Source organism: Duganella guangzhouensis (assembly GCF_009674535.1).
Lineage (GTDB): Bacteria > Pseudomonadota > Gammaproteobacteria > Burkholderiales > Burkholderiaceae_D > Rugamonas > Rugamonas guangzhouensis.
The window spans coordinates 94112-114842 of record NZ_WKJK01000005.1 but is presented as its reverse complement, the minus strand read 5'-3'; the positions used below and the strand labels follow the sequence as shown (position 1 = coordinate 114842).

Here is a 20731-nt window from a genome sequence, read left to right as displayed (position 1 = left end):
CTTTTAATCCGTGATTGCGCGGAGACGCGCCAGCGCGTCTTCAATCACGTACTCCGGCACCGTTTCGATACGCTTGGCCTTCCTGGCCTGGAGGTCAAGCATGCGAATCTGATTGACCAAAACAACTCTCTGCGTTTTGGTCCCCGCACCGCTTAGTGAAGTAGCAAAGCCTGCGTGACGAGCAAAGTCACCGCCTTGCGTAATCGGGGCGACCAAGGCCACACCAAATGCGTTATACGCGGAAGTAGATAGAACCAGCGCAGGCCGCATCCCCTTCTGCTCGTGCCCCTGAGTGGGATCAAGATTAACCAGGACGATATCGCCACGGCCAAACTTGCTGCGCCCTACCATGTTTCTCGCCCCACCGGCTTCATGTTGTTCCAGTCGGCTAAATCAGCCGGCTCCGGCGCTGCCGGATCGCATTGTGACAGCAAGTCATCCAGTGAATAACTGGGACGAGCAGGCTTCAGCAACACGCCATCTGGCTGCACATTCACGCTCAGCTTGTCACCAAGTTTGACCTTCAGCAGCGCCAACAACTCGGTAGGCAATCGAACCGCTGCACTGTTTCCCCACTTTTGCACCGAGAGCTCCATCGTAATCTCCTTGAATGTTTCTACATAGTAGATACGGGAATTTATGATATCAAGACCGGCCAAGCCATTTTCTGGACCTGGATGTGGGGATGGCTTTCCAGTGGCTCCCACTCTGGCAGGAAGGTGAAGCCGAGTTTCTGGTAGAAGGCGGCGGCGCGGTGGTTGTCGGGGGAGACGTCCAGCACGACGCGATGGTGGCCGTTTTCCGCTGCGTGGCGCTGCACCGCTTGGACCAGCTGCGTGGCGGCGGTGCTGCCGCGATGCGATGGGGCGACCCACATGGCGATCAGGCCGAGGTCATGTTCGCCGCTCGGTACATGGGCGACGATGCCGATGGCGGTGTCGCCTTCAAAGGCGAGCAGGTAGCGCGCGGGGCCACGGCCGGCGGCGCGGTCTTGCCAAGCGGCGTCGGTGTAGGCGGCGGCCGAGGCGTGGGTGATGCCGAAAGCGGTGGGCGCGTCCTGCAAGGCGGCGAGCCGCACGCGCTTGAGTTCACGCCAATCCGCTTCGGTCGTGTAGCGGATCATCATAGCGACTCCTCATCCCGCGCGGAGAGTTCGCGGAACAACGCGCCCGGTTCATCCAGTTCGCGTACCGCCCAGGCACGCAAGTCGTCGGAGACGATGCCAGCCAGCGCCGCCGTGCGCAGCGTGTCGGCCGCATCGGCACGGCCCAGGCCACGATGCACCACGCACAGCAGACGTACATCCTTGCTGAAATTAGTCAGCTCCGCCGCCAGCCGTGGCGGCTGCCGCGACGGCGGGATCAGCACGTGCGTGAGAGCGCATTCGTTCAACCGGTCCAGCCCCGCCAGCGGATCACCGAGATAGGTTTCCGCCAACGCGTAATCACCAGCTTCCACCATCGCTTCCAAGGCGAGAAAGGCGTCGCGCTGCGCTGCCTGCGGCCACGCCACCCGCAGTTGCAAAAACAGTTCATAGGTGGCTCGACTGGCGCCTAGCTTGCCGTCCATGCCGGCGATGACCTGAAAGCGCGAACGCGGCCAACGTTTCTCGGTCGCGCCGAAGACGATTTCTCCCGCCAACAAGCGCGCGGCTTGTTCGTCACGCACGCGTCGCATGGCTACGCGCGCCGGTGGATACTCTTTCAGCATCATCCCCCACTGGAACATGGTGATGAAAAACAGCGAGTCGTCGTGCGGGCTGTGGTCGGCGCGCTCAAACAATGCAAGCAGCAGCTGCAACGCATCGTCGTGGCGGCCGGCCTCGCACGCGGCCATCACGGGTGCAAACTCGGACATCATGACAGCTGCAACGCGCTGTTGTTGCGCGGTGTGGCGTTTTCGTGGAACAGGTCAGCCAGATATTCGCACAGCTCCGCTTCCGTCACATCGGCGGGAATGATGAAGTCCGCCGCGCGGCGTTTGCCTTCGGCGCCATAGTAAAACGCGCGCCACGCGCCGGCTTGGCCGGTGACGGCGATGTGCTTGCCGAATATCTTGAACTTCAGTTCTTTCATCGGAATGCCTCGATCACCACTTTGGCCACTTCGGCATGGATATCGCCACGCCCCTTGTCGTCCTTGCCCGGCTGCGTCAGATACACCGCCAGCACAATCGGCGCCCGGCCCGGCGGCCAAATGACGGCGATGTCGTTGACGGTGCCGTAATCGCCAGCGCCGGTTTTGTCGGCCACCAGACATCCCGCCGGCACGCCCGCGCGGATGCGCGCATTGCCGGTGGTGTTCCCCACCATCCAATCCTTCAACTGACGGCGCGACGCCTGCGGCAGCGCCTCGCCCAGTACCAGCTTTTGCAGCGAACGTGCCATCGCCAGCGGCGTGGTGGTGTCGCGCGTATCGCCCGGCAGCGCGGAATTGAGCTCGGTCTCCCAGCGCTCCTGACGAAACTCGTTGTCACCGATCGAACGCGCAAAAGCCGTCACCGCCGCTGGACCGCCGATCTGCTTCATCAACAGATTGGCGGCGGCGTTGTCGCTGTATTGCAGCGTCGCCTCGCACAATTCGGCCACCGTCATGCCATCCGCCACATGCTTGCCGGTCACCGGCGAATGCGGCACCAGATCGCTCTTCTCATACTGGATGCGCCGCTTCAGCAGTGACGGCTCGCGCGCCAGCACCGCCGCCGCCAGCATCATCTTGAATGTGCTGCAGAACGGGAAACGATCATCGCCCCGATGCAGCACCTGACGGCCGTCGGCGGTGTTCAGCGCGGCCACGCCCAGCCGGCCGCCGGATTCCTGTTCCAGCCGCGCCAGTTGTGCCACCGGCGTTATCGGCGCGGTCGATGGCGCCTGGTCCAGCAGATCCGCGGCCCGCGCGAACGGCGTGCATGCCAGCGCCAGCATCAGCGTGCGGCGGGTTGTGAAATCGCTCATCGGCCCAAGTATAAGAGTTAAGTAAAAATAAATATATTTTAACAGCGACCGGACCAAAAGTCGCCCAAAAGGGCCACCAATTGCGCGCACCCCATTCCGCCTTGGTTGTAGACTGATTTCATGTCCACCCAAGTGCTCATCGTCGGCGCCGGCCCCACCGGTTTAGTGCTCGCCATCGCGCTGGCGAGACGGGGCGTCACTGTCCGCATCATCGACCAAAACAGCGGGCCCGGACAGGCCTCGCGCGCCATGGCGGTCCATGCGCGCACGCTGGAGTTCTATCACCAGTTGGGCTTTGCCGAAGTGGTGGTCAACCAGGGCATCAAGATCGATACCCTGCATTTGCGCGAACATGGCGACGACATCGCCCAACTCGATCTGAACGACATCGGCACCGGCCTCAGTCCCTACCCCTTCGTGCTGGCCTACCCGCAGGACGACCACGAACGACTGCTGGTGGCCCAGCTCCAGGCCGAAGGCGTGGAAGTGGAATGGAACACGGAGCTGGAATCCTTCACCCAGGACGAATGGGGCGTGCGCGCCACGCTGCAGCGCGACGGCGAACGCATCACCAGCAGCAGCGCCTACCTGTGCGGCTGCGACGGCGCCCGCAGCCGCGTGCGCGAATCGCTCAAGCTGGACTTCGTCGGCGGCACCTACAACCATCGGTACTACGTGGCGGACGTCCACACCACCGGCCCGGCCAATCAGGATCTGCGCGTTCACCTCGGCGCCAACACGCTGGCGCTGATGCTGCCGGTGCGCTCGCGCGGCATGCAGCGCCTGATCGGCATCCTGCCCGACGACGCCCCACCGCAGCCCGACTTCGAAGCGGTGCGGCCGATGCTGGAGCCGCTGCTGGGCATCCAGGTCGATCAGGTCAACTGGTTCTCCACCTACCGCGTGCACCACCGCGTAGCCGCGCACTTCCGCGTCGACCGCTGCTTCCTGGCCGGCGACGCCGGTCACATTCACAGCCCTGCTGGTGGCCAGGGCATGAACACCGGCATCGGCGACGCCATCAACCTGGCCTGGAAGCTGGGCCACGTGCTGCAGGGCCGCGCCGATGCCGCGCTGCTGGACAGCTACGAGGCCGAACGCATCGTCTTCGCCCGCAAGCTGGTGATCACCACCGACCGCGCCTTCCAGCTGATGGTGTCGCAGGGCGCCGGCGGTCAGCTGTTGCGCAGCTGGCTGCTGCCGCATGTATTCCCGGCGCTGAGCCACATCGCGGCCGCGCGCCGCACGCTGTTCAAGACACTGTCGCAGGTGATGATTCATTATCCGGACAGCCCGCTGAGCGGCGGCCGCGCCGGCGACATCATCGGCGGCGACCGACTGCCCTGGCTACCGCTGGACAATGGCCACGACAACTACGCCGCGCTGCAAACGCTGGACTGGCAGCTGCACGTCTACGGTCGCACCGACCCGCTGCTGGCGGCCGCCGCTCAGGCACTGCGCCTGCCGCTACACGCTTATCCATGGAGCGAGGCCGCCGCCGACGCCGGCCTGCTGCAGGACGCGGCCTATCTGGTGCGGCCCGACATGCACGTGGCGCTGGCGTTGCCGCGTCAGGAGGTCGACGCGCTGCAGCAATTGGTCACCCGCTTTTCCCTACGGTTTGGCAAGGATAGCTAAATGCCATTGACATGGCGTCGAGGGACACGCTAAGGTCGCGGCGACTGTTTACCCCACCCCAAGCAAGGATGCCATGAGCCTTCAAAACCCTTCCCGCCGCGATCTGTTGCTGGCCGCCCTCTCCGCTACCGCGGTCAGCGCGGTGCCCGGCCTGTCGCTGGCCGCTGCCGCCACCACGCCCGCCGATGCCGCCTTCGCCAAACTGCTGGACGATATCGCCGACGAAGTCTTGAACTTGTCGCCCACCAGCGCCACCGGGTTGGGGATGGACAAGGGCCAGCGCGCCGGCTTGAAATCGCGACTGGAAGACGCATCCCCGGCCGGCGACGCCGCCTGGGCCGACGAAGTGCAATCGATTCAACGCCGCCTGCGCGCGCTGGACCGCGCCTCGCTCAGCGCCGCCGCCCAAATCCGCTACGACACCATCGCCTACGCCGCCGAATCCGGCGCGCTGGGCCTGCGCTTCCCGTTCGGCGGCGCCGCCAGCGGCTTTTACGGTGGCACCGCGCCGTTCCCCGTCACCCAACAGGATGGCGCGCTGACCCGCATCCCCGAATTTCTCGACGTGCAGCACACCATCGCCAACGCCGACGATGCCGAAGCCTATCTGCGCCGCCTGGCCGGCATGGCCGTCATGCTGGATCAGGAAACCGCGCGCATCGCGGACCAGGCACGCCAGGGCGTGATGCCGCCGGACTTCATCTGTCGCACCGCGCTGGGCCAGTTGCAGGCGTTCCTGAAAACCCCTGCCGCATCGCAAAAACTGGTCACTTCGATCAGCGAGCGCACGCAAAAACAGAATATCGCCGGTGACTGGCATGAGCGCGCCCTGAAACTGGTGGAAGGTTCGGTCTACCCGGCGCTGGCGCGTCAGATCGATACCTTCAGCCAGGCCGCCGCCAAAGCTACCAGCGTGGCCGGTGTGCACCGTCTGCCAAACGGCGAGGCATATTATGAATGGGCGCTGCGTCTCGGTACTTCGACCAATTACAGCGCCAAAGAGATCCACGCCATCGGCCTGGAACAGAACAAGCAGCTGCAGTCGCGCATTGACGCCATCCTGAAAAAACAGGGCATCAGCAATGGCAGCGTGGGCGAGCGTCTGCTGGCTCTGTCCAAAGATCCGCAACGCTTCTTCGCTGACAACGACCAAGGACGCGAACAGCTGATCGCCTACTGCAACGAGCGCGTGAACGCGGTGCGCAAGCTGATGCCGCAGATCTCGCACCTGGACCTGAAAGTACCGCTGCAGATCAAACGCGTGCCGGTCGATATCGAAGCCGGTGCGCCGCTGGGCTATATGAATTTTGCGTCGCTGGATGGCTCGCGTCCCGCCATCTACTACGTCAACCTCAAATCGACAACGCTGTGGCCGAAGGCGGAAATCGCCACCCTGACCGCGCACGAAGGCATTCCAGGGCACGCCTGGCAAGGCGCTTATCTGGCCGAGCACCACGACGAGCTGCCGCTGATTTCGTCGCTGATCGGCTTTAACGCTTTCGTCGAGGGCTGGGCGCTGTATTCGGAACAGCTGGTCGATGAATTCGGCCTGTACGTCAACGATCCGTTCAGCCAGATCGGCTACCTGCAAGCGCAGCAATTCCGCGCCTGCCGCCTGGTGGTGGATACCGGCATGCACGCCATGAAGTGGACGCGCGAACAGGCGATCCGCTATCTGGTCGAGAACACCGGTCGCGGCCAGCAAGCCATGACCAGCGAAATCGACCGCTACACAGTGTCGCCGGGCCAGGCCTGCGGCTACAAGATGGGCCACAACGAAATGCTGCGCCAGCGCGAACGCGCCAAGAAGGCGCTGGGCGGCAAATTCGACCTGGCCGGCTTCAACGACGCGCTGGTGCAAAGCTGCGGCGTGCCGCTAACGGTACTGCCGACCGTGATCGACCGCTACATTGCAAAACAACAGAAAGCATAAAGTGGTTTGAAGGGCGATGGTTTTCTTGTAACATTATTAGGCTTATCATGAAAAACATCGCCATCATCGGCGGCGGCGTCACCGGGGTGACGACCGCCTATGCCCTCGCGAAGCGCGGCTTCGCCGTCACCCTGCTGGAACGCCATCGCTACACGGCGATGGAAACCTCGTATGCCAACGGCGGCCAGCTGTCGGCCTCCAATGCCGAAGTATGGAACCATCGCGCCACCGTCGCCAAGGCGCTGCAATGGCTGCTGCGCAGCGACGCGCCGCTGCTGGTGCATCTGCATCCTACCTGGCACAAGCTGTCCTGGTTCGCTGAATTCATCGGCGCCATGCCGCAATATCACGACAACACCATCGCGCTGGCGCGCATGGCGGTGGCGGCGCGCGAGCACCTGTTCCGCTGGGCCGAGGACGAAGGTATCGCGTTTGATCTGCGCCGCCAGGGCATACTGCACCTGCATCGCGACCGTGCCGAATTCGAACACGCGGCGGCGGTCACCAAGCTGCTGGCGCGGGCCGGCGTGCCGCGCCGCGCCGTGACGCCGGACGAGATGCTGGCCATCGAACCAACGCTGCGCGGCCAATACTACGGCGGCCACTACACCGACAGCGACAGCAGCGGCGACATCCACAAATTCGTCACCGGACTGGCGCAGGCCGCGCAGCGCCTGGGCGCGCAACTGCGCTGCAATCAGCAGGTAGTGCAGCTGAATGCCGTTGGTGGCGGTATCGACGTCACCGTGCTGCAGGACGACAGCGCCGACACCAGCCGCTATGACGCGGTGGTGGTCTGCGCCGGCGCCGGCAGCCGCGACTTCGCGGCGCAGCTGGGCGACGACGTCAACGTCTATCCGGTGAAGGGCTACTCTGTCACCGTGCATCTCGACGATGAGGCCAGTCGCGCCGCCGCGCCGCAGGTCAGCCTGGTGGACGACACCGTCAAGCTGGTGTGCAGCCGGCTGGGCGAGGACCGCCTGCGCGTGGCCGGCACCGCCGAATTCCACGGCTACAACCGCGACATCCGCGCCGACCGCATCGCGCCGCTGACCGAATGGGTGCAGCACAACTTCCCCGAAGTCAGCACGCGCGCCATCACGCCGTGGGCCGGACTGCGGCCGATGATGCCGGACCTGCTGCCGCGCGTCGGCCCCGGCAAGGCGCCGGGCGTGTTCTACAACACCGGCCACGGCCACCTCGGCTGGACCCTGAGCGCCACCACCGCCGACACCATCGCCAACGCCATCAGCGCCGCCCGCGATTCGTCCCGGACGCAGGCGGCTCTGCCGTTAAAGCTCGCCTAAGATCCCAATCGAATGAAATAAAACTGGCTTGTGTGACGGGCCCGCTTTAGCGTCAGCCTTAAGACAGTGAAGGCCATGCCGGCCAGCATCAAGTACAACGAACCCGGTTCCGGCACCGGCAAAGGCACAAACGAGCGGGAATAATCTGTGCCCGAGGCAGCGCTGATGGTAAAACTCGAAACTGCCAGTCCGTCAGTACTGACGTCGCTGATTCCTGCCCAATAGGATGAATGAAACGAATCAGCCGCACACGATGCGAAGGGCTCAGACAGCGTATAACCAACGTTGCAATCGGTGGACGCGGTTTGGGCCAGCAGGAATGATTCTCCCCACACGAAATCAATGACCATCGAAATCAAGTTGGGTTGCAGCGTGCGCTGGCCCGCAAAGTCTGACACGCTGCCTCTGAACGGAAAGTTGCTGTTGCCATTGGCGCTGCTAATGGTGTGCTGAATCTCGGCGTGATATGACTTGTTGGAAGATAGTACATCGACCTGGTTATTGTAGAAGCCAGAGACATATTTTCCGTTAGGCTCCGAGTAGGCCGCCACTTGATCGGTATAGCTGAAATTGAGCACCAATACTCCGTGCTTGCCCGTCAACGCCTCGTTATTCATGGTAATTCGATCAGACCAGCCGGCCGAGGCCCAACCGCCAATTCCATACAGCTCGCCCGATTGGGCCGATGAGTAGGTTTTCAGCACACCATAACTCGCGATCGATTCCTGCACGGTGATCGAGTTGATGCCAGCACTGGTCGCTTTTGAGTGCAGCGTAGCGGCGCCGTCTTGCCAATCTTTATAGTCTTTAACAGAGGTGGCATCCGCCATTGTATAGAGCGCTGCTTGTGCAGAGTAGCAAGACAAAAAACTGAAGGCGACGAGCATCATTCGGCCAATGCGTAGCAGCTTCTTCATCCAATCCTCCACGAAGGAAATGTCCGGTATTCAGCAAGACTAATTTGCTTATAAAAAGAACACATCATCAAGATTGAGGATGACGTCTACCGCAACAGATGTCAGTCTCAATATTCATTTCTACAATGGAGCCAGTGAAAATGAAACGATTGATGGTTGCGGCGCTGCTGCTTGGCAGTGCGCTCACAGCACAGGCAGGAATCTTGACGGTGACGGCAGGCGGGTCGGACGGCATCCACTATTACGATGACCGGGAAACGAACAAACAGGCTCTTACTGGGGAAACTGTGCTGCTGCAACGAGAGGCCAGTGGCAATTCAGCGATCGCTTCCGGAGGGCTGGCCGGTTTCGGTGTACTGAAAAGTAGCGCCACCTTGGGGACTGCCAATGCTCAGGGAGGCGGAACATCATGGGCATCCTCAAGCTGGGAAGATACTTTGCGCATGGAAAACGCCGCGCTGACAGGCCAACGCGCGACCGCGACATTCACGTTTGCCCTGACGTATATGCTCGATACAGTCACCTATCCCGGAGGCTGGCAAGTTCAATCTTCCGTTTCCAGCAATGTATTTATCGGCGCTAACAGCGCTACCTATATCGATACGCTATTTAATTACGGGACCGATTTTACCCAGAATCGCTACCTTTCCCGAACCGACAGTCGAGGCTACGTTGAAAACATTCCAGGCAAAGCCACGACGCTGGAACTGGTGGTTGACTTCACGTGGGGCGAAGAGCTCCGGATAGGCGGCATGTTACAGGCCAGCTGCGTGGTGGGCTGGTATTCGTCTTCGCTGTATGGCGGATGCACAGCGGACGCCGGACATTCCAGTTACTGGGGAGGAATATCGGATATTGTTGACGCGGAGGGCAATCAGATCACCTCTTACGAACTGGTTTCCGGCAGCGGCACAGACTATACAAAGTCCTTGATTCCCCCGGTCCTCAGCGTGCCGGAGCCGGAAACGCTGTGGCTACTCTTGGCAGGTTTGCTAATTCTGGCCTATCGCCCTGTCATCAGTCATCGCAGCATGGTGTAAAAACTAACCTTCGCCGACTTGAAATTGGCGTAAACTGCCCTCATCTCAAGCCTGTCTTCACTAGGAGGTATGACATGACGGCTAAATCTATCGCACGTATCACTTTGCTGGCGGGCGCTTTGGCGTTCGCGGCGCCTGTATTTGCCGCCGAACCCACTATTCACGAGGTGTATGTGGCTGCCGAAGCGGGCAAATATACCGAAGCCCAGGCCATGATGGATCAGGTGCTGCAAGCGCACCCCAACAGCGCCAAGGCCCACTTCGTGGAAGCCGAGCTGCTGGCCAAACAGGGCAAGTTCGCCGCCGCCCAGCAGTCGCTGGCGAAGGCGCAGCAGCTGTCCCCTGAGCTGAAAGGCGTCAGCCCGGAAGCCGTGACCAAGCTGCGCACGCTGCTGGCCGATGGCCAGAAGACTTACGCGCAACGCCCCGCCCACAATAGCGGTGGCAGTAACTATGGCAGCGGTGGCTATGCCAACGCGCCGCAAAGTTCCGGAGGTATTTCCATGACTGGCATTCTGATTATTGGTCTCGGCCTGGCCGGCTTTATCTGGCTGGCGGTCCGTTTCATGCAGCGCCGTCAGCAACAGCAAGTGGTCAATGACGGCTATTACAATCCTGGCGGCCAGCAGCCCGGCTATGCGCCCGGCGGCGGTTATCCGCAGCAGCCAGGTCCGGGCTACGGCCAGGCTGGCTGGGGTCCGCAAGGCGGGTACCCGCAACCGCAGCAACCGGGCATGGGCTCGCGCATCATGGGCGGCCTGGCGACCGGCGCGGCGGTCGGCGCGGGTATCGTGGCCGGTGAGGCGCTGGCGCGTCAGTTCACCGGTGGCCATGAAGCCAATGCGGCCAATGTCGACCAGCAGCGCAACGATATCGTCTACGACGATCCATCGGCGCGCGAAGATCTGCTGCGCCGTGATGACATGGGTGGCAATGACTTCGGCACTAGCGGCGGCTGGGATGACGGCGGCGGAGGCGGCGGCGATTCCGGTGGCGGCGACTGGGATTGATCCAGTCCGCTAACTGAACACCTCACGGGGCGCGGCGCTCGCCCGCCCCGGCAGCTTCCATCGCAACATCCCAATACGGCGGACTGCCGAAAAACTCCCGCAAATGACGTATCAGCAGCTGTGCCTTGGCCTGGTTGGAGCGGCCCGGCATGTGCACCGCATGGATCGCCGCTTCGCCCGGATCGCGGCGCGGCGGAATCTCGCTGCGCTCCACCGGGTCCATCGGAAATATCGGCACCAGCTGCCCGGCGACGATGGCGTCGCTCACCAGCCAGTTGGCCAGGTGGACGATGCCGGCACCGCTGATGGCGGCATGCAGCAGCGAGTCGGTATCGTCGCAGCGCAGCTTCCCTTTCACCGCCAGCGGCTGATTGCCGTTGACGCCCTCGAAACGCCACCAGCCGCGCGGCGCCACCCGGCCGCTCACCGTCAGGCATTGATGACGCAGCAGATCCTCCGGCGATTGCGGCCAGCCGTGCCGCTCCAGATAGGCCGGACTGGCGCTGACCACGCGGTTCAAGCCCGCCAGCCGCGTCGCCACCAATTCGCTGGCCGGCAGCACGCCGGCGCGCACCGCCACGTCCACCCGCCGCGCCGACAGATCGACCACCTCGTCGCTGACATGCAGGTCGACTTCGATCAGCGGATGCCGCTGCAGGAAGGCGGCGATCGCCGGCGCCACGTGCAGGCGGCCGAAGGCGGCCGGCGCGGTCACCGTCAGCAGGCCGCGCGGCTCGCTGTCCAGCTCCTGCACCGCGTTCTTGCCATCCGCCAGCTCGGCCAGGATGTTGCGCGCGCGCGGCAGGAAGCGCTCGCCGGCGTCGGTCACCACCACCTGGCGCGAGCTGCGGAACAACAGCCGGGCGCCCAGTTCCTGCTCCAGCGCGTCGATCTTGCGCGACACCGACGACACCGCCATTTCCAGCTGTACCGCCGCCTTCGACAGGCTACTTAGTTCCACTACCGTAACGAAGCATTTCAAAGAATCAATCATCTTTTCTCCACAGATTACTTCTTTGCGCTTTCAGCAAAGATCATTTGCTTTATTCCGTATTGTGCCATTTTTTGCAAAGATGCATACTGCGTCCTACGTGCTAATTGTTAAAGGATGTAAAGAATGAAATTGACGCCATTGTTGACCGCACTGGTATTTGCCGCTGCCGCATCCACAGCGCCCGCCTTTGCCGCCGCGCCGCTGGCCGGCACCAATGCCCCTGGCTTCCAGCGCATCATGCTGGGCGATTTCGAAGTGACGGCGCTGAGCGACGGCACCGTTGATCTGCCATTCGACAAGCTGCTGCACGAGCCGGCCGACACCACCAAAAAAGCGCTGGCGCGCAACTTCCAATCGGTGCCGACCGAAGCTTCGGTCAACGGCTTCCTGATCAATACAGGCGGCAAGCTGATTCTGGTCGACACCGGCGCCGGCAGCCTGTTCGGCCCTACCCTCGGCAAGCTGGTGGCCAATCTGAAGGCGTCCGGCTACCAGCCGGAGCAGGTCGATGAAATCTACCTGACCCATTTGCACCCGGACCACGTGGGCGGCCTGGCGGCCAACAGCGCCATCGTATTCCCCAACGCGGTGGTGCGCGCCGACCAGCGCGATACCGATTTCTGGCTCAGCCAGGCCAATCTCGATAAGGCGCCGGCCGACAACAAAGGCTTCTTCCAGGGCGCAATCGCCTCGTTGTCGCCCTACGCGGCGGTCCAGCATCTGAAACCGTTTAGTGGCGACACCGAACTGGCTCCGGGCGTGCGCGCCACTTCCAGCTACGGCCACACGCCGGGCCACACCATCTACACGGTGGAAAGCAAAGGCAAGAAGCTGGTACTGATCGGTGACCTGATCCACGTCGCCGCCGTGCAGTTCGACCATCCGGAAGTGACCATCGGCTTCGACAGCGACAGCAAGAACGCCTATGCCTCGCGCACCAAGGTATTCCAGGCGGTGGCCAAAGACGGCACGCTGATCGGCGCCAGCCACCTGTCCTTCCCTGGCCTGGGCCACATCCGCGCCGCCGGCAAGAGCTACCAGTGGGTGCCGGTCGCCTACAGCCAGCTGCGTTGAGACGGTTATCGCCATGAGCATCACAGCACGCCCCATCTCCGTACTGGTCGTCGACGACCACCCCCTGCTGCGCGCGGGTCTGGGCGAGGCGATCACCAGCCAGTCCGACATGTGCGTGGTGGGCGAAGCCTGCAACGGCCGCGAGGCGGTGGACGCCTACGAGCATCTGCGGCCGGATGTCACCATCATGGATATCGCCATGCCCGAGTTGGACGGCGTGGCGGCGCTGCACGAGATCCGGCGCGAGCATAACCATGCGCGCGTCATCATGCTGACCACCTACAAGGGCGATGCGCAGATTCTGCGCGCGGTCCAGGGCGGCGCCGCCGGCTTTTTGTTGAAGAGTACCCTGCGCAAGGACTTGCTGGACACGGTGCGCGGCGTGCACATGGGCCAGCGCCGCATTCCGCCGGAGATCGCGATGGAACTGGCGCAGCACATGGGCCAGGGGCCGTTAAGCTCGCGCGAAATGGAAGTGTTGAATCATGCGGCGAGTGGACATTCCAATCGCCGCATCGCGGAGCGCCTGGCGATTTCCGAAGAAACCGTCAAGGCTCACATGAAGAACGTGCTGGCCAAGCTGGCCGCGAACGACCGCACCCACGCGGTGACGATCGCCCTCAAGCGCGGCATCATTACAATTTAATCGCGCGCCACCGCCGCCAGCCACACCAGCATCACACACGGCAGCAGCAGGCCGTGGAAGCCGAAGTACACAAACGCCACGCCGCCGCTCATGCAGCCGGCGCCAAAGCCCAGCACCGGCCAGGTCAGCTTCTTGCAACGGCCGATCGCTTCCGGGTCGCCGCGCAGCGAGTCCACCATCTCGATCACCAACCCCGTCACGTTACCGGTCATGACCGTGGTGGCGGCGGTTTTCCCGAGCAGCAGCTTGCCGTAGGCGTTCTGCACCGCCATCGCGGCCGCGCACAATGAGCCGGTCAGCAGCGTCAGTGGCGCCGAAGCTTCCACCACCGGCGCCGCCTGCCACGCACAAATCACCGTCGCCAGCATCATGAAGAGCTGGAACAGGAAGCTATTGCGCAGCACCTTGGCGCCGCCACGTTCCCAGTGCAGTATCGCCAGCCGCGCCAACGCAACGAACAGGATAAACACCGGGAACACCAGCAACTTGATAAAGATGGTTTGCGATGGCTCGATCAGCGCGCGGCCGATCAGCACAAAGTTCCCCGTCACGTGGGCCGTGAACAGGCCGAATAGCCCGACAAAGCCCAGCGTGTCCACATAGCCGGCCAAAAAGCCCAAGGCCGTGCCCTGTTTTACATCACCGCGTTCCATTACTACCTTTCTGAAGATCGAGCCAGGCCACCAGCAGGAAAGCGCCGGTGAGGCCGAGGTGCTCAAAGAAGCTGTTGGCCGCCATAAAGCGTTCCTGGCCACCCATCTCCCAGAAACGATTGGCGACGAAGGTGGCCATCAGCGTGAACACGCCGAGGAAACCGGCGCCCAGCCAGCGCCAGTAACCGGTCAGGATGGCGACCGATGCCCCCAGTTCGAGCGCAATCACCAGCGCGGCCAGCGGCGCCGCCGGCGCCAGGCCGAAGTGATGCATCTCGCCGATGGCCGAGCTGAAGTCGGTCAGCTTGTTGATGCCGCCCTGCAGATAGGCGGCACACAACAGCAGCAGACACACCCAGCGTATCCACGGCGCGTGCCGCGCCGCGGTGGTTGCTATGCCGGGTGAGCGCATTACACTGCCCAGCAGGCGCAGCCCAGCGCGCCCCAGAAGCTCTTCAGGTCCGACACTGGCGCCTTGCTGCCCCACGAGTTGGCGTGCTGGTGGCCGTGCACATTGCAGTTGTTGGCGCAGCCGCAGGCGGCGGCCTGCTGTTCGCGTTCACGCTTCTGCTGCAGCTGGCGCTTTTCCAGTTCTTTCAGCGCGGCGCGGCTGGTACCCTGCTTCTCGCCCCAGCCGGCGTAACCGCCGTAACGGCGCACCGGGGACCAATCCGGCATGGCCGGTGGCGGTGGCGTATCGTGGTCGGCAAACTGGCCGGCGGCGTACACCACTTTGCCGCCCACCACGGTCAGGTCCGAGCTCAGATCCCAGATTTCGCTTTCGGCGCAGGCGAAGAAGTCCTTGTCCGGCACGATCAGGTCGGCCAACTGGCCTTGCTGGATGCGGCCCTTCTTGCCTTCCTCGTTGGAGAACCAGGTGGTGTTCTCGGTCCACATGCGCAGCGCTTGTTCGCGGTCCAGGCAATTGGCGCGCGGGTAGAGTTGGGCGCCGCTGACGGTTTTACCGGTGATCATCCAGGCCAGCGACACCCACGGGTTGTACGAGGCGACGCGGGTGGCGTCGGTGCCGGCCGAGGTTTTGACGCCCGCATCGATGATCTTCTTGATCGGCGGCGTGGCTTCGGCGGCGCCGTGACCATAACGCTCGATGAAGTATTCGCCCTGATAGGCCATGCGGTGCTGCACGGCGATGCCGCCGCCCAGCGCGGCGATACGGTCGATCGACTGGTCGGAAATGGTTTCGGCGTGATCGAAGAACCAGTTCAGGCCCGTCAGCGGGATATCCTGGTTGACGCGTTCGAACACGTCCAGCGCGCGGCTGATGGTTTCGTCGTAGGTGGCGTGCATACGCCATGGCCAGCGGTTCTGCGCCAATACGCGCACTACGCCTTCCAGATCATCTTCCATATTGGCCGGCATGTCGGGGCGCGGCTGGCGGAAGTCTTCGAAGTCGGCGGCCGAGAAGGTCAGCATTTCGCCGGCGCCGTTGTGGCGGAAGTAGTCGTCGCCCTGCTGGTAGGTGACGCTCTGCGTCCAGTTCAGGAAGTCTTCCTTTTCCTGCTTGGGCTTTTGCGTGAACAGATTGTAGGCCAGGCGTACCGTCAGTTCCTTGGCGTCGGACAGCTGCTGGATCACCTGATAGTCTTCCGGATAGTTCTGGAAGCCGCCGCCGGCGTCGATCACGCCGGTCACGCCCAGGCGGTTCAGCTCACGCATGAAGTGACGGGTCGAGTTGACCTGGTATTCCAGCGGCAGTTTCGGGCCTTTAGCCAGCGTGGCGTACAGGATTGACGCATTCGGCTTGGCCAGCAGCAGGCCGTTCGGATTGCCGTTGGCATCGCGCAGGATTTCGCCGCCCGGCGGCTCCGGCGTGTCCTTGGTGTAGCCAACGGCGCGCAGCGCAGCGCCGTTCAGCAGCGCGCGGTCGTACAAGTGCAGAATGAACACCGGCGTATCCGGCGCCACCGCGTTCAGTTCCTCGATGGTCGGCAGGCGCTTCTCCGCGAATTGGTGTTCGGTGAAACCGCCCACCACGCGCACCCACTGCGGCGCCGGGGTGATCGCCACCTGCGCCTTCAGCATGGCCATCGCGTCGGCCAGCGAGCGCACGCCGTCCCAGCGCAGCTCCAGGTTGAAATTCAGGCCGCCACGGATGATGTGGCAGTGATTATCGATCAGGCCAGGCAGCACGCGCTTGCCTTTAAGGTCGATGATCTTGGTGTTCGGGCCGGCCAGCGGCATGATGTCGTCGGCACGGCCCACGCGCAGGAAGCGGCCATCCTTGATGGCGACGGCTTCCGCATGGGGATTGCTGCGGTCCAGCGTGGTGAACAGACCGCGATGCAGGATCAGATCGGGGGTTTGGGTCATCAGGTGCTCCGGGTTTCATCGGTCTTCTGCGCGGATGGCAGTTGGCCGAAACAATGTGGCTTGACGTGGTCTTCGATCCACGACACTTTCTGATCTGGAGAAGGCTGCCAGATCTGGCGCAGCAGCGGCGGCAGCTGCTCACCCACCAGTATGCCCAGCAGGCCGACCAGCGCGATCACCGGCGGCGCCGGCGAGCGAACGTTGAGGAAGCCGTAGATCAGGCCGACCAACAGGCCGACCGCCAGCGATACGATATACATTTTCATGATTTAGCATGGCTCCAGTAGTTAAATCGTACCCTCAGTGTAAGAGAGCTCGCTCACTCTGACATCACCGGTATTGATCGCCTGTCGCTACCCCTTTTGAGGGGGATCGGTTCAAGCCAGCATCGATGCTAAAATAACCAGTCTTCCCCTATCGCCCGGACCATGACGACTGCGCGCGCTTCCCTGCTCCTGCATGCCGCCACCGCTGCATTCTGCGCGCTGCTGTGGTGCGGTGCCGGCGCGCAGCAACCCTCGCCGCGCCTGCAGGAACAATACACCCACACCGCCTGGGGCGCGCTCGATAGCGCGCCGGTCGATATTCTCGACCTGGCACAGACCAGCGACGGCTGGCTGTGGATCGCCGCCGGCAGCGGCCTGTATCGCTTCGACGGCAAGCGTTACGAACGCATGGACAGCGTCGAGGGACACGCCCTGCTGTCCTCCAACGTGCGCACATTGTACGCGCCACCGGAGGGCGGACTGTGGGTCGGCTACCGCATGGGCGGTGGCATCAGCTACTTCCGCAACGGCCAGGTGCGCCACTACGTCGCCGGCGAGGGTCTGCCGGCCGGCGCCATCACCAGCATCACCCGCGCACCGGACGGCATGCTGTGGGTGGCCGCGCGCGATGGCCTGGCGCGGCTGGAGCGCGACCATTTCGTCACCGTCACCGACGGACTGCCGCAACGGCGCGCGCGCCATGTGCTGTTCGACCGCGATGGGCGGCAATGGGTGGCGATGCAGGGCGGGATCTACAGCCGCGCCAACAGCCGCGAGCCATTCCGCCCGGCCTGGCCGCGCGGCGACCTGAATGCCATGGTGCTGGCGCCCGACGGCACGCTGTGGGCATCCGACGCCGGCAGCTATTACCGCATGCAGCCGGAGGCGCCGGCCGCCGGCGTGGCGGCGCGGCCGCTGCTGGCCGCATCCAATCTGTATTTCGACCGCGATGGCAATCAGTGGCTGTTCCATGCCGGCGGCCTGGAACGGCGCGGCGCCGCCAGCACCGAATTGCCGCAGCAGCAGGATCTGGGCGGCGCCCTGCCGCAAAGCTTGTTCCAGGATCGCGAAGGCAATGTGTGGATCGGCAGTTCGGCGGGCTTGCACCGCTTCCGCCGCAATCGGCTATTAACGCTGCCGCTGCAAACGCTGTTCAACCATCCGGCGATCGCACCGGCTGTCGGCGGCGGCATCTGGGCCGGCGACCGTGGCGGCCCGCTGCACGCGCTGGGACCGGAGGGCGAGCGGCGCAATCTGCTGTCGGCCCGCGTCTCGGCGCTGTACCGCGCGCCGGACGGCGTGCTCTGGGCCGGCAACGATGAAGAAGTGTGGAGCGTGAGCGGCAGCCATGTCGAGCGCTATCCGCTGCCGCCGCAAGCGCTCAGCTACGAGGTGCAGGCGATGAGCCGCACGGCCGGCGGCGGGCTGTGGGTGTCGATCGTGCGCGAAGGCCTGTTCCTGCTGAAGGACGGCCAATGGAAGCGCCAGGCCGCGCTGCCGCTGGCCGCGCCCGACCTGGCAGATCAGTTCCCGACCGCGCTGGCCGAAGGCGCCGGTGGCGAATTGTGGGCGGCCTACATCCGCAACCACATCGCACGGATGGCCGACGGCCAGACCACTATCTACGGCGTGGACCAGGGAGTTGAACTGGGCAACGTGCTGACGCTGTACCGTGAAGGCACACGGCTGTGGGCCGGCGGTGAACGTGGCGTGGCCTGGTTCGACGGCCAGCGCTTCGTGTCGCTGCATGGCCGCAAGGGCGAGATCTTTCGCGGCGTGTCCGGCATCGCGCGCACCGCCGGCGGCGACCTGTGGCTGTTCGGCACCGAAGGGCTGAGCCGCATCAGCGCCGCCCAACTGAAACTGGCGCTGGACACGCCCGGCCACGAGGTGGAGTACGAACGCTTCGATGCCCACGACGGCCTGCTGGGCGCGGCCTCGCAGCTACGGCCCATGCCCTCGCTGGTACTGGGCGACGACGGCCTGTTGTGGATGGCCACCGCCAACCGCATCAACTGGATCAATCCGACCACCATCGCGCGCAATCCGGTGCCGCCGCCGGTGCTGGTGCAGGGGCTCAGCATCGGTGAGCAGCGCTACACGCCGCTGCCTGGCCTGGTGCTGCCGGAATCGACCAACAACCTGCGCATCGACTACACGGCGCTGAGTCTGAGCGTGCCGGAGCGGGTGCGCTTCCGCTACCGGCTGGATGGCGTCGACAGCGACTGGCAGGATCCCGGCGCGCGCCGGCAGGCGTTCTACACCAATCTCGATCCCGGCAACTACCGCTTCCGCGTCATGGCCGCCAACGAGGACGGCATGTGGAATCCGCAAGAGGCGCAGCTGACCTTCACGATCCCGCCCACCTTCGTGGAAAGCGCATGGTTCAAGGTGCTGTGCGTATTTGGCGCGGTGTTCCTGCTTGCGCTGGCCTACCAGCTGCGGCTGCGCCAGATCACCAGCCGGCTGCGCACCCGGCTCGAAGACCGCGCGGATGAACGTGAACGCATCGCCCGCACCTTGCACGACACCTTCCTGCAAAGCGTGCAGGGCTTGATGCTGCGGGTGCAAACGCTGCTCAAGCGCCTGCCGCCGGACGGTGAAGCCTATCAGCTGGTGGAACGGATCTTGAACCAGGCCGACCAGGTGCTGGCCGAAGGACGGCAACAGGTACGCGGCCTGCGCAACCAGTCATCGGATGTGGACGAGCTGCCCCATCTCTACGGCGCACTGGTGGAGCAGCTGCGCGACGAATATGCCACCTACTTCGCACTGATCGTCACCGGCCACCAGCACCTGCTGACCGAAACCGCGCGCGAGCACCTGCACCACATCGGCCGCGAAGCGCTGCTGAACGCCTTCCGCCACGCCGGTGCCAGCCGCATCGAGCTGGAACTGAACTATGCGCTCGACCACATCTCGCTGGAAGTACGCGACAACGGCCGCGGCATCGACGCGGAGGTGCTGGCGGCCGGCGAGCGGCCCGGCCATTGGGGACTGATCGGCATGCGCGAGCGCGCCGCGAAACTCGGCGCCGCGCTGAATCTGAGCTGCCCTGAAGGCAAAGGCACGGTGGTACGGGTGCATGCGCCGGCGACCATGGTCTACCAGCGCAGACCGGGCACGCTGCGCCGCTGGCTGCTGCGCGAAGCGGCTTAATTACTGTACGCCGCAGGCGTGCAAATCGAGGATGCCACGTTCGATGGCAAGGGTGACGGCATGGGTGCGGTCGCTGGCATTCAGCTTGGCCAGGATGCTCTTCATGTGGACCTTGACGGTTTCCTCCGAAATCACCAGGTGCATGCCGATGCGCTTATTGCTCTGGCCTCCGGCCACCAACTGCAGCACTTCGACTTCGCGCTTGCTCAAAGCGCCCTCGTGCCAGTGCTCGGCGATGCCGCTGGCGACGGCGGCCGGGATGCTGCGCCGGCCCTCGTGCACGCAGCGGATGGTGGCCAGCAGTTCCCGGCGCAGCATGCTCTTGAGCAGATAGCCGGCAGCGCCGGCGGAAATCGCGCGCTGCGCCAGCACGTCGCCTTCGTAGGTGGTCAGCACCACAATGCGGGCCTGGGGGAATTCCTTGCGGATGGCGATGGTGGCATCGATGCCGTTCATCTCCGGCATCTGGATGTCCATCAGCGTGATGTCGGGCCGCAGCCGGCGCCATGCTTCCACCGCTTGCACGCCGTTGGTGGCTTCTTCCACCAGCCGCATGTCCGCCTCGTCGGCGATGACGCTGGCTATGCCCTCGCGGAACATGGGATGGTCGTCCACACTAAGAATGGTGATGGGCTTCATGAGCTACTCGCGGATAAAGTTCTGACGTCTGACACAAGAATGACATAAATGTCATGGTTTTCATATACCTCCATATAGGTATGTCACCCCTCCCGGATCGGGGCGTGGCAAATCGCATTGGAAAGCTTAATCTTCTACTCATTGGATATTGGATTTTTCTATTTGAGGAGA

Annotated in this window: 21 protein-coding genes; 8 read left to right on the top strand and 13 right to left on the bottom strand. The window is 63.6% G+C overall.

Annotated elements, in window-relative coordinates; genetic code table 11:
* Positions 1–3: 3 nt before the first annotated feature.
* The 6 genes from GJ699_RS11185 to bla are packed head-to-tail and all read right to left on the bottom strand — an operon-like array spanning position 4 to position 2953.
* Positions 4–351: a type II toxin-antitoxin system ChpB family toxin gene (locus GJ699_RS11185; protein WP_154376132.1), complete on the bottom strand. Its 348-nt coding sequence runs from the start codon at positions 349–351 to the stop codon at positions 4–6.
* Positions 345–596 (bottom strand): AbrB/MazE/SpoVT family DNA-binding domain-containing protein, encoded by a 252-nt coding sequence (locus GJ699_RS11180; protein ID WP_154376130.1) that lies wholly within the window; start codon positions 594–596, stop codon positions 345–347. Before GJ699_RS11180 ends, GJ699_RS11185 begins: the two co-directional genes overlap by 7 nt.
* Positions 597–637: 41 nt before the next feature.
* Complete coding sequence (locus GJ699_RS11175; RefSeq protein ID WP_154376128.1) at positions 638–1126, bottom strand: GNAT family N-acetyltransferase; 489 nt, start codon at positions 1124–1126, stop codon at positions 638–640.
* The gene (locus tag GJ699_RS11170) at positions 1123–1860 is read right to left on the bottom strand and encodes a hypothetical protein (protein ID WP_154376126.1); all 738 of its coding nucleotides are present in this window, start codon (positions 1858–1860) and stop codon (positions 1123–1125) included. Before GJ699_RS11170 ends, GJ699_RS11175 begins: the two co-directional genes overlap by 4 nt.
* Positions 1857–2075 carry a DUF7661 family protein gene (locus GJ699_RS11165; protein ID WP_154376124.1) on the bottom strand — a complete coding sequence of 73 codons (219 nt, stop codon included), beginning with the start codon at positions 2073–2075 and terminating at the stop codon, positions 1857–1859. The genes GJ699_RS11170 and GJ699_RS11165 overlap by 4 nt, the downstream gene beginning before the upstream one ends.
* The gene (bla, locus tag GJ699_RS11160) at positions 2072–2953 is read right to left on the bottom strand and encodes a class A beta-lactamase (RefSeq protein WP_154376122.1); all 882 of its coding nucleotides are present in this window, start codon (positions 2951–2953) and stop codon (positions 2072–2074) included. Before bla ends, GJ699_RS11165 begins: the two co-directional genes overlap by 4 nt.
* A gap of 120 nt (positions 2954–3073) precedes the next feature.
* Between bla and GJ699_RS11155 the strand changes: the two genes are divergently transcribed.
* The 3 genes from GJ699_RS11155 (at position 3074) to GJ699_RS11145 (ending at position 7831) form a co-directional block, all read left to right on the top strand.
* Positions 3074–4591: an FAD-dependent monooxygenase gene (locus tag GJ699_RS11155; RefSeq protein ID WP_154376120.1), complete on the top strand. Its 1518-nt coding sequence runs from the start codon at positions 3074–3076 to the stop codon at positions 4589–4591.
* 73 nt (positions 4592–4664) lie between these two features.
* A complete protein-coding gene (locus GJ699_RS11150) occupies positions 4665–6524 on the top strand; it encodes a DUF885 domain-containing protein (RefSeq protein WP_154376118.1) in 1860 nt (619 codons plus the stop codon).
* Between the two features lie 47 nt (positions 6525–6571).
* Complete coding sequence (locus GJ699_RS11145; protein ID WP_154376116.1) at positions 6572–7831, top strand: D-amino acid dehydrogenase; 1260 nt, start codon at positions 6572–6574, stop codon at positions 7829–7831.
* Here GJ699_RS11145 and GJ699_RS11140 read toward each other — a convergent pair.
* Positions 7828–8748, bottom strand: a complete 921-nt coding sequence (locus GJ699_RS11140) for a PEP-CTERM sorting domain-containing protein (protein ID WP_154376114.1) — start codon at positions 8746–8748, stop codon at positions 7828–7830. The two genes, GJ699_RS11145 and GJ699_RS11140, sit on opposite strands and share 4 nt — an antisense overlap.
* Positions 8749–8888: 140 nt before the next feature.
* Here GJ699_RS11140 and GJ699_RS11135 point away from each other — a divergent pair, with 140 nt between their 5' ends.
* A complete protein-coding gene (locus tag GJ699_RS11135) occupies positions 8889–9788 on the top strand; it encodes a PEP-CTERM sorting domain-containing protein (protein WP_195763519.1) in 900 nt (299 codons plus the stop codon).
* 74 nt (positions 9789–9862) lie between these two features.
* Positions 9863–10798, top strand: a complete 936-nt coding sequence (locus GJ699_RS11130) for a tetratricopeptide repeat protein (RefSeq protein ID WP_154376110.1) — start codon at positions 9863–9865, stop codon at positions 10796–10798.
* A 22-nt stretch (positions 10799–10820) separates the two neighbouring features.
* Here GJ699_RS11130 and GJ699_RS11125 read toward each other — a convergent pair whose 3' ends face one another.
* Positions 10821–11792 carry a LysR family transcriptional regulator gene (locus GJ699_RS11125; protein ID WP_154376108.1) on the bottom strand — a complete coding sequence of 324 codons (972 nt, stop codon included), beginning with the start codon at positions 11790–11792 and terminating at the stop codon, positions 10821–10823.
* Positions 11793–11915: 123 nt separating this feature from the next.
* On the opposite strand from GJ699_RS11125, the gene GJ699_RS11120 reads away from it, so the two are divergent.
* Positions 11916–12866, top strand: coding sequence for an MBL fold metallo-hydrolase (locus GJ699_RS11120; RefSeq protein WP_154376106.1), 951 nt, complete (start codon positions 11916–11918; stop codon positions 12864–12866).
* A 13-nt stretch (positions 12867–12879) separates the two neighbouring features.
* A complete protein-coding gene (locus tag GJ699_RS11115; RefSeq protein ID WP_154376104.1) occupies positions 12880–13512 on the top strand; it encodes a response regulator in 633 nt (210 codons plus the stop codon).
* On the opposite strand, the gene GJ699_RS11110 is transcribed toward GJ699_RS11115, so the two are convergent.
* From GJ699_RS11110 to GJ699_RS11095, 4 genes are read right to left on the bottom strand one after another with little or no spacing between them, the layout of a single operon-like run.
* Positions 13509–14165: a YoaK family protein gene (locus tag GJ699_RS11110; RefSeq protein WP_154376102.1), complete on the bottom strand. Its 657-nt coding sequence runs from the start codon at positions 14163–14165 to the stop codon at positions 13509–13511. The two genes, GJ699_RS11115 and GJ699_RS11110, sit on opposite strands and share 4 nt — an antisense overlap.
* A complete protein-coding gene (locus GJ699_RS11105) occupies positions 14152–14577 on the bottom strand; it encodes a DoxX family protein (RefSeq protein WP_154376100.1) in 426 nt (141 codons plus the stop codon). The genes GJ699_RS11110 and GJ699_RS11105 overlap by 14 nt, the downstream gene beginning before the upstream one ends.
* Entirely contained in the window at positions 14577–16496 is a 1920-nt protein-coding gene (locus GJ699_RS11100; protein ID WP_154376098.1) for an amidohydrolase, read from the bottom strand. The genes GJ699_RS11105 and GJ699_RS11100 overlap by 1 nt, the downstream gene beginning before the upstream one ends.
* Positions 16496–16762, bottom strand: coding sequence for a XapX domain-containing protein (locus GJ699_RS11095; protein WP_154376096.1), 267 nt, complete (start codon positions 16760–16762; stop codon positions 16496–16498). The genes GJ699_RS11100 and GJ699_RS11095 overlap by 1 nt, the downstream gene beginning before the upstream one ends.
* Before the next feature lie 162 nt (positions 16763–16924).
* Between GJ699_RS11095 and GJ699_RS11090 the strand changes: the two genes are divergently transcribed.
* Positions 16925–19921 (top strand): sensor histidine kinase, encoded by a 2997-nt coding sequence (locus GJ699_RS11090; RefSeq protein WP_154376094.1) that lies wholly within the window; start codon positions 16925–16927, stop codon positions 19919–19921.
* On the opposite strand, the gene GJ699_RS11085 is transcribed toward GJ699_RS11090, so the two are convergent.
* Positions 19922–20560 (bottom strand): response regulator, encoded by a 639-nt coding sequence (locus GJ699_RS11085; RefSeq protein WP_154376092.1) that lies wholly within the window; start codon positions 20558–20560, stop codon positions 19922–19924.
* Between the last annotated feature and the right edge of the window lie 171 nt (positions 20561–20731).

What these genes read in the sequence shown, in the direction of transcription:
- GJ699_RS11185 (WP_154376132.1), bottom strand. Translation starts at nt 351, where the DNA reads ATGGTAGGGCGCAGCAAGTTTGGCCGTGGCGATATCGTCCTGGTTAAT.
- GJ699_RS11180 (WP_154376130.1), bottom strand. Translation starts at nt 596, where the DNA reads ATGGAGCTCTCGGTGCAAAAGTGGGGAAACAGTGCAGCGGTTCGATTG.
- GJ699_RS11175 (WP_154376128.1), bottom strand. Translation starts at nt 1,126, where the DNA reads ATGATGATCCGCTACACGACCGAAGCGGATTGGCGTGAACTCAAGCGC.
- GJ699_RS11170 (WP_154376126.1), bottom strand. Translation starts at nt 1,860, where the DNA reads ATGATGTCCGAGTTTGCACCCGTGATGGCCGCGTGCGAGGCCGGCCGC.
- GJ699_RS11165 (WP_154376124.1), bottom strand. Translation starts at nt 2,075, where the DNA reads ATGAAAGAACTGAAGTTCAAGATATTCGGCAAGCACATCGCCGTCACC.
- bla (WP_154376122.1), bottom strand. Translation starts at nt 2,953, where the DNA reads ATGAGCGATTTCACAACCCGCCGCACGCTGATGCTGGCGCTGGCATGC.
- GJ699_RS11155 (WP_154376120.1), top strand. Translation starts at nt 3,074, where the DNA reads ATGTCCACCCAAGTGCTCATCGTCGGCGCCGGCCCCACCGGTTTAGTG.
- GJ699_RS11150 (WP_154376118.1), top strand. Translation starts at nt 4,665, where the DNA reads ATGAGCCTTCAAAACCCTTCCCGCCGCGATCTGTTGCTGGCCGCCCTC.
- GJ699_RS11145 (WP_154376116.1), top strand. Translation starts at nt 6,572, where the DNA reads ATGAAAAACATCGCCATCATCGGCGGCGGCGTCACCGGGGTGACGACC.
- GJ699_RS11140 (WP_154376114.1), bottom strand. Translation starts at nt 8,748, where the DNA reads ATGAAGAAGCTGCTACGCATTGGCCGAATGATGCTCGTCGCCTTCAGT.
- GJ699_RS11135 (WP_195763519.1), top strand. Translation starts at nt 8,889, where the DNA reads ATGAAACGATTGATGGTTGCGGCGCTGCTGCTTGGCAGTGCGCTCACA.
- GJ699_RS11130 (WP_154376110.1), top strand. Translation starts at nt 9,863, where the DNA reads ATGACGGCTAAATCTATCGCACGTATCACTTTGCTGGCGGGCGCTTTG.
- GJ699_RS11125 (WP_154376108.1), bottom strand. Translation starts at nt 11,792, where the DNA reads ATGATTGATTCTTTGAAATGCTTCGTTACGGTAGTGGAACTAAGTAGC.
- GJ699_RS11120 (WP_154376106.1), top strand. Translation starts at nt 11,916, where the DNA reads ATGAAATTGACGCCATTGTTGACCGCACTGGTATTTGCCGCTGCCGCA.
- GJ699_RS11115 (WP_154376104.1), top strand. Translation starts at nt 12,880, where the DNA reads ATGAGCATCACAGCACGCCCCATCTCCGTACTGGTCGTCGACGACCAC.
- GJ699_RS11110 (WP_154376102.1), bottom strand. Translation starts at nt 14,165, where the DNA reads ATGGAACGCGGTGATGTAAAACAGGGCACGGCCTTGGGCTTTTTGGCC.
- GJ699_RS11105 (WP_154376100.1), bottom strand. Translation starts at nt 14,577, where the DNA reads ATGCGCTCACCCGGCATAGCAACCACCGCGGCGCGGCACGCGCCGTGG.
- GJ699_RS11100 (WP_154376098.1), bottom strand. Translation starts at nt 16,496, where the DNA reads ATGACCCAAACCCCCGATCTGATCCTGCATCGCGGTCTGTTCACCACG.
- GJ699_RS11095 (WP_154376096.1), bottom strand. Translation starts at nt 16,762, where the DNA reads ATGAAAATGTATATCGTATCGCTGGCGGTCGGCCTGTTGGTCGGCCTG.
- GJ699_RS11090 (WP_154376094.1), top strand. Translation starts at nt 16,925, where the DNA reads ATGACGACTGCGCGCGCTTCCCTGCTCCTGCATGCCGCCACCGCTGCA.
- GJ699_RS11085 (WP_154376092.1), bottom strand. Translation starts at nt 20,560, where the DNA reads ATGAAGCCCATCACCATTCTTAGTGTGGACGACCATCCCATGTTCCGC.